Source organism: Woodsholea maritima DSM 17123 (genome assembly GCF_000382325.1).
GTDB lineage: Bacteria > Pseudomonadota > Alphaproteobacteria > Caulobacterales > Maricaulaceae > Woodsholea > Woodsholea maritima.
The window spans coordinates 473,354-488,483 of the sequence record NZ_KB908057.1 but is presented as its reverse complement, the minus strand read 5'-3'; the positions used below and the strand labels follow the sequence as shown (position 1 = coordinate 488,483).

Here is a 15,130-nt window from a genome sequence, read left to right as displayed (position 1 = left end):
GTCTCGTCACATGAGGCACCACGCCGCAGGCCAAAGGCCCAAGGGAAGTGTATTCAAAGGCCAATGACCGCTTCGCCAAAGACCCAAGACCAGGCCCCGACCAAGGCCGAGATTAAAGCCCTGATGCGCGATTGGACGCGCGCGGGCGCAAATCTGTCGCGGCTGGGCTCCTTACTGGGCATTTTACAATACGCCGCCTTTGCCGGCTTTGCCGCCTGTGCCGCCCAAGCCCTCAACGCCCTGATCACCGGGCAATCGCCCTGGATCGCCCTGGCGAGCGCATTGGGCTTAGCGCTCCTTCGTGCAGGCCTTCAGGCCGGTGAAGTGCGTGCGGGACAAGAAGCCGCCTTGCGGATCAAAGCCGATGTGCGCCAGCGCGCCGCAAAGGCTTTGATCGCCAAAGGCCCCAGCTTTGCTGAGCGCCATGATAGCGGGGCACTCTCGAGTGCCTTGATGGAAGGGGTGGAAAAGCTGGACGGGTATTTCGGGCGCTATAAACCTTTAATGCCGGTCATTATGGGTGCGCCCATCGTCCTTTTAATCCCCGTCTTTGCCACTAGCTGGATTGCCGGTCTGGTGCTGTTGATCAGCCTGCCGCTGTTACCGCTGTTTATGGCGCTGGTCGGGATCAGCGCGGCCAAGGCCAGCAAAGACCAGATGCATGTGCTGCAGCGTCTGGCCGGGCGCTTCCAAGACCGCTTGGGCGCGTTAGAAACCCTCAACGCCTTTAACGCCGCTGCGCGCGAGCGCGAGGGCCTGGCCCAGGGGGCAGAAGATTTTCGCCTGCGCACCATGAAAGTCCTGCGCCTCGCCTTTCTGTCCTCGGCGATTTTAGAGTTTTTCGCCGCGCTCAGCGTTGCCGCGACCGCCGTTTATGTCGGCTTTTCCCTGCTGGGCGAATGGCCACTGGCCGCTGGAACCGGGGGCGAAGGCATGACCCTGGCCAAGGGGGCATTCCTTCTTATCATCGCGCCAGAATTCTTTATGCCGCTGCGCCGGTTTTCCGCCGCCTATCATGACCGCGCCGATGCCGAAGCCGCCGCGAGCGTGCTGTATCCGCTCTTCGCGCAAGACGAGGCTGAAGAGCGCGGCGCCCCCCATACCCCCCTCACCCTTCATACCGCGCCCTCCTTGCGCTTTCATAGCGTCGGCAGCGTCTATTCAGATGGGCGTCGGGGTTTAGACAATTTGAGCTTTGATGTGCCCGCTGGCTCGATCACCGCGCTCTGGGGTCCATCGGGGGTGGGCAAATCCACCGCGCTTAAACTGCTCTTAGGCTATGCCCCCTTAAGCGAAGGCGTGATCGAAATTGACGGTCAAAGGCTGAACGGGACTTTAGTGGGCCAGGCCGCCTGGATGGGTCAGCGCCCGCGCCTTTTTCATGGCAGCCTTGAGGACAATATCGCGCTGTTTGATCCCGGCCTTAACGCACAGCGCCGCGATGAGGCCGCACGCATTGCGGGCGTTATGGATTTCCTGCCCCAGCTAGAAGCCGGGTTCGAAACCGCCTTGGGCGAACAGGGAAGCGGCCTTTCCGGCGGCCAAGGCCAGCGCATCGCCCTGGCGCGCGCGATTGCGCTGGATAAAAAACTGGTCTTGTTGGATGAGCCCACCGCGCATTTGGATAGTGATAGCGAAGCGCGCTTCTTAGCCGCGCTAAAACCGGCTATGGCCGGGCGCACAGTTCTGATCGCCACCCATTCGCAAGCCGTTCGAGAGATGGCTGATCAGGTCATTGATTTCACCGCCCTGACCCATGCCCCCTCAAGGGAGATCCACGGATGAAGGATCTTTGGCCCTTCTTAAAGATGGCCCACCCGGATCGCTGGTGGTTGCGCCTGGGCGCGGCACTGGCCGCCCTTACAGTGTTAAGCGGCTTAGGTCTGATGGCGCTGTCTGGCTGGTTCATCACGGCGGCCGGTGTGGCGGGCCTTGCTGGGGCTGGCGCGGCGTTCAACTTCTTCTTTGCCTCTGGCGGAGTGCGCGGCTTTGCCATGGGCCGCACGGCGCTACGCTATGGCGAGCGGATCGCCACCCATGAAGCCACTTTCCGCATCCTCGCGCGCCTGCGCCTATGGGTGTTTGACATCGCCGCACCCCTGGCCCCGGCCCATATCAGCCGCCTGCGCGCCGGGGATATGCTCTCGCGCGTCATGCAGGATGTCGATGCGCTCGATACGCTCTATCTGCGCTTGATCACGCCGGTCATCGCGGCCAGCGCTGCGGCGCTTGTCGCCTCTATTTTGCTCGCCGTTTTTGCCCCCCTGGCCCTGCCGGGTGTCATTGGCGTCTTTCTCCTCTGCGCGGTGATCCTGCCTCGGCTGGCGGCGCATTTTGGCCGCGATCTGGGCGAAGCCAATGTCACAAGCGCGGCAGCCACCCGCGCCGAGGCTCAAGATCTGGTCGCGGGTCTGGCCGAGTTAAAAGCCTATGGCGCAGCCGAACGCCAGCTCGCGCGCCTCACCACCGTCTCAGATCAATGGATCAACGCCCAGCGCCGCATGGCCCATCTTGGCCTGATCAATGCCGCGCTGTTAGGCTTTGCCAGCCCGCTGGCCTTCTGCGCCGGGATTGCGCTTGCGACTTTGGGCGGGGCCAGTGCGCCCCTGGCCGCCATGGCGGGATTTATCGCCTTTGGCCTCTTCGAAACCGCCGCCCCCCTGGTGCTCGCCGGGGAGGTGTTAGGCAAAACTCAAAGCGCCGCAAAGCGCCTCAACGCCCTCGCCATCACCGCGCCCGCCGTAGAAGATCCGCAAAGGCCTGCTTCTGTGCCTGCGCATTGGGATCTGGATATCGAGAATTTGAGCCTCACCTATCCGGGCACATCCCTGCGCGCGCTTAACGGTGTGAGCCTGAGCCTGAAGGAAGGCGAGCGCGTCGCGATCATCGGCGAGTCTGGATCTGGAAAGTCCAGCCTCATCAAAGCTTTGATGGGGTTTTACGCCCCTGAAGGTGGAACGATGACCCTGGGTGGGACGCCCTTAAGCGCCCTAAGCCTGACCGATCGGCGCGATCGTTTTGCCCTGGTCGATCAGCGCGCAGAATTGCTCTCCACAACCGTGCGGGCCAATCTACGCCTCGCCAAAGCTGACGCCAGCGAGGACGAGCTATGGCAAGCCTTGGAGTTGGCGCGCGCCGCCGATTTTGTGCGCGCCATGCCCGATGGGCTCGCCACCTGGATTGGCGAACAGGGCCGTCTGGTGTCTGGCGGTCAAGGCCGGCGCCTGGCACTGGCGCGCGCCTTCTTAAAGGATGCCCCAATCTTGTTGCTCGATGAGCCGACGGAGGGCCTGGACCCCCAGACCGAAGCCGATTTCATGATCGCGCTCGATCAATGGCTGAGCACCGATCCACGCCGGTCCTGCCTGATGATCACCCACCGCAAAGCCTTGCTGACGCGCGCGCAACGGGTTTTGACTATGAAAGACGGGCGTTTAATCGAATAAGCTATCGCGCATGGGCACGATCCAGCTATCCGCATCCTGATTATAAATTGGGAAGGTCGTGGCAAAATCCCAATGACACCAGGCGAGGCCTTCAGCCTCACTCGATTGACGCACAAACTTGGTCCATTGCGCGCGCTGGCCCAGCGGAACACCCCTATAAACACCAAATTCGCCCATCAAAACAGGGACCTGGTGGCGGCGCGCATACTGGGCCGCGCGGTCCATATCCGCGCGAATGGCCGCGCGATCATCCTCATCGCCCCACCACACCCCTGTGCGTGTCACATTGGTCCAGGGCGCGCCCTGATGGGTAAACTCGAAGGGGTCATAATAGTGGAAAGTCGCCATAATACGATCATCACGCGGTGGAATGACCGCCTCCAGCCCCTCAAGATGGCTCCAATGGCCCGCGCTTAAAATCACCCAGCGGGTTGGGTTTTCACGCCGGATCAGCGCCAACATATCGGCATTGATCTGATTGACCCGGTCATAATCCACCGCGCCATAGGGCTCGTTCAAAATCTCAAAGATCACCCGATCATCCTGGTCGCGATAATGCTGGGCGATTTGGGTCCAGAACGCGGCCAGGCGCGCCGCTTGCCCTTCAGGATCGGCCATAAAGGCTTCAAAATGATGGATATTGATGATGACGTGAAGGCCCTCACCCAGCGCCGTCTCGATAATATGGTCTATGCGGGCGAAAAACTCCGGCGCGATGGTGTAAGGCGCGCTTTCACCGGCGTGCGCACTCCAGCGGATCGGCACCCGGATCGCCTCGAAGCCCGCCGCTGCGATCTCGCGCAGGTGAGCATCTTCAATGCGATAGCCCCATTCGCCTTCGAAATTCGCCTCCAGCGCCCCGCCCAGATTGATGCAGCTTTGAAATGGTGCCTGTGGGCCGTGATTTTGGGCCACGCTTTGGCACAGCGCATTGCGGGCATTCGCGCCGTTACAGCGTAAATCCTGATCGCCATCCAGGCGAAAGACCTGGGCTGGGCTGAGGCTAGCGAGCATCAGCACCGCACACGCCCCCAATACGCCAGTTTTGATCATAAACTTATCCCACTGCGCCCTACACTTTTAAAGCCTTATAGCGCAAAGCACTTACGTAATACTTTACGGAAAACTGAATTATATCTTTTAAAAAACAGTGCTTTATTAACATTCACCCGCTAGAGCTTCACTATATTTCAAACCTTGGATGACCTCATGTCGATTGCCCGCCATATCCGCGCCCTGCAAAGCCGCTTTCCCGCGCTCGCCAACGCTAAGGCCGATCTGCAACGCGCGGTGCGCCAGACCTTGAAAATCCCGTTTGAGCGTGACTTTGCCATCCTGCCCCAACTCACCCTACCGGCGGCCAGCGATATTGTGGACATCGGCGCTAATCGCGGCCAAAGCATTGATGCGATCCGTCTTTTCAACACGCACGCGCCGCTTCATAGTTTTGAGCCCGACCCGACTTTGTTTGCGGCACTGGAACGCCGCCATAGGAACACCCCCGGCCTGCACCTTCACAATGTGGGCTTAGGCGAGGCGGCGCGCGACATCCCCCTCTTCACCCCGACCTATCGCGGCTATGTCTATGATGGTTTAGCGTCTTTTTCCCGCGAGGAAGCCAGCACGTGGTTGAACGCTGAGACCCTCGCCAATTTTGACCCCCAAGCGCTCGCCATCCGCGAAACCGTGTGTGAGATCCGCACCTTGGATAGCTTCAATCTCGCGCCTAGCTTTATCAAAATTGATGTTCAAGGTTTCGAGGCTCAAGCGCTTCTGGGCGGCGAAGCCACCCTCAAAACCCATAAGCCCTATATTCTTTTGGAGAATAATCCCAAAGCCGATGAGGTGTTACTGGGCTGGGGCTGGACGCGCACCCGGATTACGCCCGCTCTTGACCTCGAGCCCGGCGCGTGGGGCGATCTCAATACGCTTTATATCGCTCCACAGCGCTAAGCGTCTTCGCACGCTTTCGCTTCACTCTGCTGGCGCGCAAAAAAGGCTGTGCCCAGACCATTCGTCAGCACGTAGCCGACCAGCAGCCAGTTCACGACATCCGAACTGAAAAATTGTGCGACCATAATCAGCGCAAACGCCCACACCAGGGCAAAGATGATTTGAAAAAGGATCAAGCCTCGTGCAGTCATGATGTGTGTGTCCTTCTGTTTTGATTAAGCGCCACGGCGTTCAACGTGCCAACATTGCACGCCATAGATCATCGCCAGTGCAAATGTGACCAGGCCCAACCCTGAAGTGACTTTGGGCGCATAAGCCAAAGGCATGGCCACCCAAATCACGATAGAGACAGCCCCGACGGCCAGAAAAATCTGCCCCACCCGGCGTTGGGCGCGTAAAGCCAGCCGGCTTTGGGCTTGTGTGCAAGCTTTAACGGGGGCTTTCGGTAGATAATTACCCGTCACCATCAAAACAAAGCCCAAAACAATACCGGCGCTGCGCGTCACCTGCTCACCGTCCCAAAGCCCCAAATCCTTGAACAAGGATGCGCCCAGCGCACAACCCAGAATGATCATCGCGCCCATGGCAGAGCTTCGCAGACTGTGAAGTCCGCCCCGCGGCGAAGGCGTGTGGGCTCGCGCACGGATTTCCCCGACCAGTAACGCCATGAACACCAAAGCCACCCCGATTACGCCCAAGACATCCATAGTCTTAAAATCATAAGCCCCCTGGCACGACACCAAGAATGAAGCTAGCATCTTAAAGAGGATAAAAAAGACGGGAAAGATCAGAAAAATCATGACGATGCTCCATCGCGATGTGCTGCGCCGATGCGCGTTTTGACGCTCACATCCAAGCCGAAGACTTCAGCGAACCCCATCAAAGCCTCTTCCAGCACCGACATGTTGAGATGATAGAGCACGGATTTGCCGCGCTTCTCACTGGTGATCAAATCTGCCTCACGCAGAACCGCGAAATGCGCCGACATGGTGGGCTTGGAGACGTTAAAGTGCTCGGCCAACTCCCCTGCGCTCAGCGGACCTTCTCGCAATAGCTCCAACACCCGTCGTCGGGTCGGATCAGAAAGGGCTTTAAAAACACGGCTCATACCTAGATACTTAGCTAATCATCTAAATGATGTCAAGATTGACACAGGCCGCTTTAAACATGACAGCGCGCAATCCGCCGAAAACAGGTAGCGAAACGAGATAACGATTATTTTTAAAGAAAATAATGGTGCCTCTGGACAGACTCGAACTGTCACTCCCGAAGGAACCGGATTTTGAATCCGGCGCGTCTACCAATTCCGCCACAGAGGCTTGGGGTGCGCCCCAAGAAGGCCGGGAAATTGCCCTGAAGCCCTTTGAAAGTCAACGGCGCACTGCGCAAATTTTCCAGTGTTTTGCAGTCGCGTCCTGGTGAGGGCTTAAACTCAAGTCAAATAAGGTCTAACGCCCTTCGCGATAGATCTGTAACAGGCCGATACAGGCCACACTGCCCAATATCGGCCAACCCCAACTGATGATATGTAGGCCCTTTAGGGTCAGGGGGCTCTGCACAGCATTGGCAACATAGCCCAGAGCATCCAAGCTGGCCCCCATCAGGCCATTACCCAAGCCATTGGCGAGTTTCATAAAGACAATCGTACACCCGATGAACATACCTTCGGGACGAAATCCGTACTGGCTTTCAATCTGATCGACAATGTCCGGGGCCATACCCCAGATCACCGACCAAATTCCGGCGGACCCCAATCCCACAATAAATGCAATACTGACCAGTCCCCACAATCGATGAGGTGGCCAAACCGCAAATATAATCATCGCCATCACAATAATTCCATGAGAAAGCCGCAAAATTTGGGCTTTAGTCAAATATTTTGCCCCCCGCAATAAAACGAATGAGAAAAGAAACTGCCCCATCATCAAGGCGGCTAAGGCATAGCCGACACAGTTTTGGGTGCTGATCACTACGTCTAGATCAATCATGCTGGGCCAAACCGCCCATTGATAGTTAAAATCATCCAGGTAGTATTTTGAATAATAACTCAGCATACGGCCAAATATGGGCAAAGACATTCCACTGATAAAAGCCAGGGATAAGACAATCAAGCCATTGCGATGACGTAGAACCACCCCCAAAGCGCGCGGTATATCGACAAGATTAATCTGTCCCGCTGGCCCCTCAATATCAAAGCGGCGCACACTGAACCATGACACCCACATCGCGCCCAAGGATAAAAGGGCAGCGATATAGGCAAAGATCAGAAAATTCTCAGCCTGGCCTTGCGGGGTGGGCGCTGAAAAAATAGCAATTGAGGCTATAGACAGGGTGAAACTTCCCGTTGCACTAAACATGAAACGCGTAATGGCAATGCGTGATCGGACATGGCCGTCACGTGTAACACGCGCAATCAACGCATTATGGGGAAGATCAATAATGGTGTATGCCATGCGGAACACCATGATCATGGCCACGACCACAAAAAAGGGCATAGATAACCCCCAATGGCCCATCAGAAAAATGGCCATAAAGCTTAAACTCGCCAGTGGAGCCCCTATCATGATGTAGGGCCCATATTTGCCCCACCGGCTTTGGGTCTTATCTGCCGACACCGCGACAAGGGGATCAAGCAACGCATCCCAGATCACGCTCAATAAAACGATCAGCCCCGCTTTGGCCGGATTAACCCCTAAAATATCGGTTAAATAAAAAATTAGAAAAATTTCCAGCGTATTCCAGAGAATATTCTTCCCGAAATTGCCCGACGCATAACCCACAATATTAGCCTGAGATAAAGCGTGACGATCTGTTGTCATAAATTTATCGCCCCCAAAAATAATAGGCTCTACCTAATGGCTGTGACGCCTTTATGAAGCGCGCCTCCATACGATGAGGCCTCATCGCTCGAACTGCGTAAAAACGAATTGCCTCAACAATGTCGCTAGACCTCTTGAAGGCCTTAAGCGTATGGTCACGCACACTTTGAGAGGGGGATTTATGTCGAACGAAGGCTCAACCGGCGGATTGATCGCCACTTTGGAAACGGTCGCCCAGACTGCCCCTGAAACCGGCCTCAGCTTGGGTCAATTTACCCAAGCCCTGGGTGAGCGCGCCTTTGGTGTTGTCCTGTTCGCGCTGGCTATTCCGGTGTGTATTCCTTTTCTTTATGGCATCCCCCAGATTGTCGCTCTGCCGATGATGGCCCTGTCCGTTCAGATGATGCTGGGGAAATCCGAGCCCTGGATGCCGGAAAAGTTTAAAACCCGCACACTCGATAAAGCCGGGCTGGAGCGCATGGCCTCGGGCGCGCGCAAATGGTTTGGCTGGCTAGAGGCTTTGGCCCGGCCGCGCTTTCTTTTCCTCTCCGGCCCAACGATGGAGCGGGTTCTGGGCGGTATCTTTACACTCTTTTGCGCCTCTATCCTGGTGCCCCTGCCCCTTACCAATTCAACGCCGGGCATTGGTTTGGCGATTGCCGCCTTGGGCTTGATCACCCGTGACGGCATTTTGATCTTTTTGGGTGTGATGCTGGGCCTCATCTGGATCGTTCTCCTGGTCGGTGGATTTGTCATTTTAGGCCCAGCTTTTGTCGATATCCTCAAAGACTTCATCAAAGGCTTGCTGGGCATGGGCTAAGCCCATCACAAGCGCGCGAGGTCTGCGTCATAACCCTCGCATCGCGCCATAAAGTCAGGATAAAGTCCAAGCCATGATGAAACATCGTTTTGATATCTTCAGCGCGCAAGATTGGCCGCTGTTTGCCGGTCTCGCCTCGGGATTGGTTCTGTTAAGCGCCTTTGGCTTTGAATATATTGGGGGGTATCTGCCCTGCCCGATGTGTTATGCTCATCGTTGGATCCATGTCGCCAGCCTGGTCTTGGGGCTGGGTTATTATGGCCTCAGCCAGATCAAAACCGATCTTAAGCGCCATGGCCCGGCGGCGTGTTTCATTTTGGCTCTGATCTTCCTGGCCGGGTTTCTCTATGCCACGCGCCATGCGGGGATTGAGTATAAATGGTGGGCCGGACCGGCATCCTGTACCGGCGGCAATGTCGGGACTTTATCACTTGAAGACCTCAGTGCGTCCTTAGACCGCGCCCAGCATATTCCGTTATGCGATGAAGCCGCTTGGGTGATGTTTGGCGTTTCCATGGCCGGATATAATGCACTTGTGTCCTTGGGCCTAAGCGTGATGAGTGCTTATATAGGCTGGCGCAATCGCTCCACGAAATAAGGCTTCGCCATGACCACCGCTCACCCCGCTCGCAAGATCATCAAACGTCCCGGCTCGCGCCGACCAAATGATGATGTAAAGGCCATGATCCGCGTTGATCATGCCGGGGAATATGGCGCGGTGCAGATCTATCGCGGCCAGCGCGCCATTTTTGGCCGCCTGGCGCACAAGGCGCGGATCGCCGCGCAGCTGACCCATATGGAAGCCGATGAGCAGCACCATTTAGAAGCCTTTGATCGCTTGATTTTTGCGCGGGACAGCCGCCCGACGGCTCTGGCCCCCTTGTGCAATATGGCGGGCTTTCTCTTGGGCGCGGGCACGGCACTGATGGGTGAGAAAGCCGCCCACGCCTGCACCGAGGCCGTCGAAAGCGTGATCGAAGGCCATTATGGCGAACAGGTCGAGCGCTTGAAACTCTATGGCGAGAGCGAGCTGGCCGAACAATTTGCCACCTTCCAGGCCGAAGAAACCGCCCATAAAGAGCTGGCCATTGATGAAGGCGCCCAGCAGGCTGTGGGTTATCCCCTCCTCAGCGCCCTTATCAAAACCGGGTGCAAAATCGCCATCGCGGTCACCAGCAAGGTCTAAGCACGCTTAAACAGCATCTCCACATAGCGGCGCAAATGATCAACGCTGTCTTGCGCGATGGCGACATCATTGCGCGCCTTGGCCATGATGAAGGCCCCTTGCAGAACGGTTTGGGTGTGCGCGGCCAAACCCTGGGCGCTCCAGCGTGTATCCGTGATCGCATAGGCCTCGCGCGCGGCCTCTATATCGGCCACCAAAGTCTCGACATGGCCATAAATCGTCTTTTCACAGGCCGCACGAATGGCCGGGCTGGTCTGGTAAGTTTCTTGAACCATCGTGCCCGCGACGCAGGTGATTTCTGCGATTTCGCCCTGTAACAAGGCTTTGCGGAAATCGATATAGGCCAAAACCCGCTCTAACGGATCGGCCGGATCGTGATAGGGTGCAGTGCGAAACACCTCCCCCGTCATAGTGCCCCAAAACTCCGCCGCAGCTTGGCCCAGCTCTTCCTTCGATTTGAAATGATGGAAGAAAGCGCCCTTGGTGACACCCGCGCGCGCGCACACATCATCCACGCTGGTCGCGCTATAGCCCTTTTCGCGAAACACCGCCAAAGCTGCGTCAAGCAGAGCATCGCGCGCCGTTCCGCGCGCAGGCTTGGATGTTGGACGTGACGACATAAGGGCTCTCCTGATCGCTCAAAACATACCAACTAGTTTGTATGAGTCAAGGTAGGCCTTAGTTAAGCGTGATTTGCCATGCACGCCAAAAGCCCAAAGCGCTGCAAAGACCTTCAACGCTTCGCATCTTCATCAAGACGAGGATTTAGGCCGGGTCGGCGGGGGCTTTGTTGCGCCCGATCAGGCCCAAATGAGTATAGCGAAATCCCGCAATGGATTTAAGACCATAGCCCAGCATACGATCAAATCCGATATGGCCCGCCCAAATCAAGACCGCAGGCAAAACCTGCGGATATAGCCCCATACCCATCGCAGCCAAAAGGATCGGGCCGATATAGCTGTGGGCAGCATTATAGGCGATTGCGCCGATCCGAGCCCCCGCAAAATAACCCAAAAAGGACAAATCTGGCAGTACAAAGGCCGCGATATAAATCCACCACGGCCAATCAAACTGCGCGAACATGGCGATCGACAGCGCCAAAACGCCCAGCCCTTCAAGGCGTAAGGTCAATTTCATCCCGCCGCGTACCGGCACAGCCTTTGGATCACACACGATATCGCTCATGTCGCCCCCCACCAAAGCCTCACGATGATATCAGCTTTCCAGCTCGATATCCCAGTAAAGATAGTCGATCCAGGATTTGTGGAGATATTTCGGCGGGAAGCGTCGCCCTTCGGCCTGTAGCTTGTGGATTGAGGGCCGCTGCGGCATGCCGGTGATCAATGGCATTTTAGCTTCGCGCGGATTGCGCCCCCCTTTTTTGAGATTACACGGCGAACAGGCCGCCACGATATTATCCCAAGAGGTCAAGCCGCCTTTAGAGCGCGGGATCACATGGTCAAAGGTCAAAGCATGTAGATCATCCGCGCCGCAATACTGACATTGGAAGCCATCGCGCAGAAAGACATTGAAGCGGGTAAAAGCGGGGGGGCGGTCTTGGGCGACAAAATCGCGCAGCGCAACGACCGAGGGCGCGGGCATTTCAAAACTGGGAGAACGGATCGGACGGTCATATTGTGAAATGACGTCAACGCGTTCTAAAAATACGGCTTTTACGGCTTCTTGCCAGGGCCAGGTCGAAAGCGGGTAATAGGAAAGCGGCTGATAGTCTGCGTTTAAAACCAGACAGCGAAGGTCATCAGGGGCTTGCGTGCTAACAAGCATGGGGACCTCCCATAGATAACAAAGGCAAACAAGGCCTTCGCAACCGGGGCGTATGTGAACTAAACGTCCAGAAGACGCGCCTCCCTAAACTTTACAGGGCCTGATTACACAACGAATCACACACTCAAGTATTCGGCTAGGCCTAATTTACAGGCTTTTGCATGACAGCGCTATGACAGCTTTACGTCATGTTTTCGAATGTGTCAGCGTGCTGTGCGATAACGCCCCGCCAAAGCGCCCTTCAAGAAGGCCCCGCCCAGCTCCAACCCATCCGGCCCGATGGAGTGGGGAAGGCCCGGCGAGATGTGAAATTGCGCTGACGCGCCGGCTTCACACAATTGCGCCGCAGCCAGCAAAGTCAGGCCCACGGGCAGGACATCATCGCGGTCCCCATGGCTAAGAAGGATAGGCGCAGGTGATGTCATTTCATCCTTTAAGCTTTCCCCGCCCGCCAAAGCGCCCGAGAAGCCCAAAATCCCGGCCAGCGGCTCCGCCCGGCGCAAACCGACATGCAGGGCCATCATCGTGCCCTGGGAAAAGCCGACAATCGCCACGTCCTGGCTGGTCAGGTTATGGCGGCGTAGCTCACTATCAATAAAGGTGTTCGCTGAGGGACCGGCCATGCGCACCCCGGTTTCCATCGCCTCTGGATCCAGGCGCGAAATGGGAAACCATTGATAGCCGCCCGGATAGCCCGGCACACCATCGGGGGCATTGGGCGAAACCCAGGCGGTATCGGGGAAGTCCTTCGCCCAATGTTGAGCCAAACCGATCAGATCATCCCCATTCGAGCCATAGCCATGAAACAAGATGACCAGTTTTTTCGTGACACCAGAAGCAGGAGCGATACGCGGGCCATCAAGCAAGATCATGGGACAACTCAATAAAACAAGAAGGACACTTAAAAAAGACTGCGCGCATACTAGCCCAAGCGATCAAAAGCGAAAGGGGGGCTTGTGAGCCTAAATCATCCCATGCTAGCGCTGGGGGTATGAGCCCACTTCGCACCCGCTTTGCCCCCTCACCTACGGGATATCTCCATATCGGACACAGCTTTGCCGCCGATCAGGTACGCCAAACCGCCACGCGCTTGGGTGCGCAATGCCTGTTACGGATCGAGAATATCGACACGGTGCGGTGTCTGCCCGAGTTTGATGCGGCCCTGATCGAAGATCTTCGCTGGATCGGCTTTACCTGGGATGGCGAGATCCGCCGCCAGAGTGCGCATTTCGATGTTTACCATCAAAGCTTGGAGGCCCTGGCTGCCAAGGGCCTGGTTTATCGCTGCTTCAAAACTCGCAAAGACATTGCCGAGGATATTGCCCGCGCCCCCCATCATCCCGGCGAAGGCCCCGAAGGCACCATCTATCCCGGCCCAACAACGCCAATCAGCAAAGAAGAGGAGGCTGAGCGCCTGGCTCAGGGCGAAGCCTTTGCCTGGCGACTTTCCATGCGGGCGGCGCGCGACTATCTGGGCACTGCGTTTGACGCCTTAAGCTTTGAAGAAACCGGCGGCGGACCTGAGGGCGAGATCGGCACCCTGCCCGCCAGGGCCGATCAGCTGGGCGATGTCATCCTAGGGCGCAAAGATGTCGGGACCAGCTATCACCTGGCCTGTACCCATGATGATCACCACCAGGCCATCAGCCATATAGTGCGCGGGCGCGATCTGTTCTTCGCCACCGGGCTCCATCGCCTCCTCCAAACCCTGATGGGCTGGGATCAGCCGATCTATCACCATCACCGCCTGCTGCTGGATAAGGACGGCAAGCGCTTTGCCAAGCGCGAGCGCTCCCTCACCTTGCGATCCCTGCGCGAGGGCGGGGCCAGCGCGCAGGACGTACGCGCCTATTGGCGCTAAACGCCCGCGACCAAATCACGCAAAGCCGCCGCGAACACGCTTAAACCCTCGACGGATTAGGGGCTTTTCGCTAAAGCTCACATCATGACGACTTTGATCCAAAACCCCGCCCCAGAGATGACGCGCGAAGACGACGGCTTCCTGCGCGATATGTGGTATGTCACCGTAACGGCAAAGGAATTAAAGCCGGGCAAGATGTTGCAAAAGCAATATTTAGGTGAGCCGGTTTTGCTGGGCCGCGACCCTGAGGGACGTGCCTTTGCGCTGCGTGATATCTGTCCGCACCGCGCCGTGCCGCTGTCTAAAGGACAGATGTGGACCGAAGAGGATGGCCAGACCAGCGTCGCCTGCCCCTATCATGGCTGGCGGTTCAATGCGCATTCCGGCCAATGCGTCACCATTCCTTCCCTGGTCGAAGGGCAGAATTTCGACCTTACGACAATCAAAGTGCGTCGATACCCGGTGTACGAACAAGACGGCCTGATCTGGGTTTATTTCCCGGCAGATCCCAGCGATGAAACCTTGTCGATGGCGCGCCCACCACGCTTTGCCAATATGGTGCTGAAACCGGGCCAAAGCGAAGGCCGCGTCAAATATATCGAGCGCGCGCAGCTGGAATGCCACCAGGATAATGGCGTGATCGGCCTATTAGATCCCGCCCATACGCCCTATGTCCACCAAAGCCCACTTTGGCGCTCCTCCAAGGGCTTAAAGCCCAAGGAAAAGCATTTTGCGCCCACCGAGCTGGGCTTCACCATGCTCTCGCATAAGCCGGTCAATTCCCCGCTTTACAACATTATTGGCGGCTCAATTAAGGTGGAGATCCAATTCATCCTACCGGGCCTGCGCGCTGAATCCATTCGCAATGAAAAGCATGGCTATCTGGGCCTGGCGGCGGTGACACCGATCCATAAAGATCTCAGCGAGATCACCCAGATCATGTATTGGGATACGCCCGTGCTCGACGCGCTAAGCCTGATTGCCCGCCCTTTCACCCATACTTTCCTTCAACAAGATGCCCGCGTGATGCGCTGGCAGGGTGAATATGCGCAATACAATCCGACTTTGATGCAGATCCCGGACGCCGACACTTTGATGGTTTGGTATAAGCGCTTAAAACGCGAATGGGTCCGCGCGCGCGAAGATCAACGTGATTTTGATAACCCAATTAAACCTGCGGTTTTACGCTGGCGCACCTAGAATTACGCCAAAAAAGCGCTATACGTCATAGGACATAATAACATTGCATAAAAAGGGCGG

Annotated in this window: 17 protein-coding genes and 1 tRNA gene; 8 read left to right on the top strand and 10 right to left on the bottom strand. The window is 56.8% G+C overall.

From position 1 onward, the window contains the following. Positions 1–63: 63 nt before the first annotated feature. Both cydD and cydC read left to right on the top strand, forming a co-directional pair. Positions 64–1,785, top strand: a complete 1,722-nt coding sequence (gene cydD, locus H151_RS0107900) for a thiol reductant ABC exporter subunit CydD (protein WP_019961114.1) — start codon at positions 64–66, stop codon at positions 1,783–1,785. Beyond that, positions 1,782–3,446: a thiol reductant ABC exporter subunit CydC gene (cydC, locus tag H151_RS0107895; RefSeq protein WP_019961113.1), complete on the top strand. Its 1,665-nt coding sequence runs from the start codon at positions 1,782–1,784 to the stop codon at positions 3,444–3,446. The genes cydD and cydC overlap by 4 nt, the downstream gene beginning before the upstream one ends. On the opposite strand, the gene H151_RS15880 is transcribed toward cydC, so the two are convergent. Next, positions 3,435–4,499: a glycoside hydrolase family 5 protein gene (locus tag H151_RS15880; protein WP_019961112.1), complete on the bottom strand. Its 1,065-nt coding sequence runs from the start codon at positions 4,497–4,499 to the stop codon at positions 3,435–3,437. The two genes, cydC and H151_RS15880, sit on opposite strands and share 12 nt — an antisense overlap. A gap of 156 nt (positions 4,500–4,655) precedes the next feature. Here H151_RS15880 and H151_RS0107885 point away from each other — a divergent pair, with 156 nt between their 5' ends. After that, positions 4,656–5,399 (top strand): FkbM family methyltransferase, encoded by a 744-nt coding sequence (locus H151_RS0107885; RefSeq protein ID WP_019961111.1) that lies wholly within the window; start codon positions 4,656–4,658, stop codon positions 5,397–5,399. On the opposite strand, the gene H151_RS0107880 is transcribed toward H151_RS0107885, so the two are convergent. From H151_RS0107880 to H151_RS0107855, 5 genes are all read right to left on the bottom strand, one after another. Further along, complete coding sequence (locus H151_RS0107880) at positions 5,396–5,590, bottom strand: hypothetical protein (RefSeq protein WP_019961110.1); 195 nt, start codon at positions 5,588–5,590, stop codon at positions 5,396–5,398. The two genes, H151_RS0107885 and H151_RS0107880, sit on opposite strands and share 4 nt — an antisense overlap. A 24-nt stretch (positions 5,591–5,614) precedes the next feature. Beyond that, positions 5,615–6,106 (bottom strand): hypothetical protein, encoded by a 492-nt coding sequence (locus tag H151_RS17020; protein WP_156823418.1) that lies wholly within the window; start codon positions 6,104–6,106, stop codon positions 5,615–5,617. An 89-nt stretch (positions 6,107–6,195) separates the two neighbouring features. Continuing rightward, positions 6,196–6,507 carry an autorepressor SdpR family transcription factor gene (locus H151_RS15875; protein ID WP_051088959.1) on the bottom strand — a complete coding sequence of 104 codons (312 nt, stop codon included), beginning with the start codon at positions 6,505–6,507 and terminating at the stop codon, positions 6,196–6,198. Between the two features lie 126 nt (positions 6,508–6,633). Then, positions 6,634–6,718 (bottom strand) — tRNA-Leu (locus H151_RS0107860). A 129-nt stretch (positions 6,719–6,847) separates the two neighbouring features. Beyond that, entirely contained in the window at positions 6,848–8,218 is a 1,371-nt protein-coding gene (locus H151_RS0107855; protein ID WP_019961107.1) for an MFS transporter, read from the bottom strand. 181 nt (positions 8,219–8,399) lie between these two features. Here H151_RS0107855 and H151_RS0107850 point away from each other — a divergent pair, with 181 nt between their 5' ends. From H151_RS0107850 to H151_RS0107840, 3 genes are all read left to right on the top strand, one after another. Then, positions 8,400–9,038: an exopolysaccharide biosynthesis protein gene (locus tag H151_RS0107850; RefSeq protein WP_019961106.1), complete on the top strand. Its 639-nt coding sequence runs from the start codon at positions 8,400–8,402 to the stop codon at positions 9,036–9,038. Positions 9,039–9,111: 73 nt separating this feature from the next. Continuing rightward, positions 9,112–9,636, top strand: coding sequence for a disulfide bond formation protein B (locus tag H151_RS0107845; protein WP_019961105.1), 525 nt, complete (start codon positions 9,112–9,114; stop codon positions 9,634–9,636). 9 nt (positions 9,637–9,645) lie between these two features. Beyond that, positions 9,646–10,224, top strand: coding sequence for a demethoxyubiquinone hydroxylase family protein (locus H151_RS0107840; RefSeq protein WP_019961104.1), 579 nt, complete (start codon positions 9,646–9,648; stop codon positions 10,222–10,224). Here H151_RS0107840 and H151_RS0107835 read toward each other — a convergent pair. The 4 genes from H151_RS0107835 to H151_RS0107820 all read right to left on the bottom strand — a co-directional run bounded on the left by H151_RS0107835 (position 10,221) and on the right by H151_RS0107820 (position 12,881). Continuing rightward, the gene (locus H151_RS0107835) at positions 10,221–10,844 is read right to left on the bottom strand and encodes a TetR/AcrR family transcriptional regulator (protein WP_019961103.1); all 624 of its coding nucleotides are present in this window, start codon (positions 10,842–10,844) and stop codon (positions 10,221–10,223) included. The genes H151_RS0107840 and H151_RS0107835 overlap by 4 nt on opposite strands. A gap of 145 nt (positions 10,845–10,989) precedes the next feature. Then, positions 10,990–11,409 (bottom strand): DUF4260 domain-containing protein, encoded by a 420-nt coding sequence (locus H151_RS0107830; RefSeq protein ID WP_019961102.1) that lies wholly within the window; start codon positions 11,407–11,409, stop codon positions 10,990–10,992. Between the two features lie 30 nt (positions 11,410–11,439). Continuing rightward, complete coding sequence (locus tag H151_RS0107825) at positions 11,440–12,009, bottom strand: HNH endonuclease (RefSeq protein ID WP_019961101.1); 570 nt, start codon at positions 12,007–12,009, stop codon at positions 11,440–11,442. Positions 12,010–12,212: 203 nt separating this feature from the next. After that, positions 12,213–12,881: an alpha/beta hydrolase gene (locus H151_RS0107820; protein WP_019961100.1), complete on the bottom strand. Its 669-nt coding sequence runs from the start codon at positions 12,879–12,881 to the stop codon at positions 12,213–12,215. A 119-nt stretch (positions 12,882–13,000) separates the two neighbouring features. Between H151_RS0107820 and gluQRS the strand changes: the two genes are divergently transcribed. Together gluQRS and H151_RS0107810 are read left to right on the top strand one after the other, a co-directional pair. Further along, positions 13,001–13,870 (top strand): tRNA glutamyl-Q(34) synthetase GluQRS, encoded by an 870-nt coding sequence (gene gluQRS, locus H151_RS0107815; protein ID WP_019961099.1) that lies wholly within the window; start codon positions 13,001–13,003, stop codon positions 13,868–13,870. 84 nt (positions 13,871–13,954) lie between these two features. Further along, a complete protein-coding gene (locus H151_RS0107810) occupies positions 13,955–15,070 on the top strand; it encodes an aromatic ring-hydroxylating oxygenase subunit alpha (RefSeq protein WP_019961098.1) in 1,116 nt (371 codons plus the stop codon). Positions 15,071–15,130 lie beyond the last annotated feature (60 nt).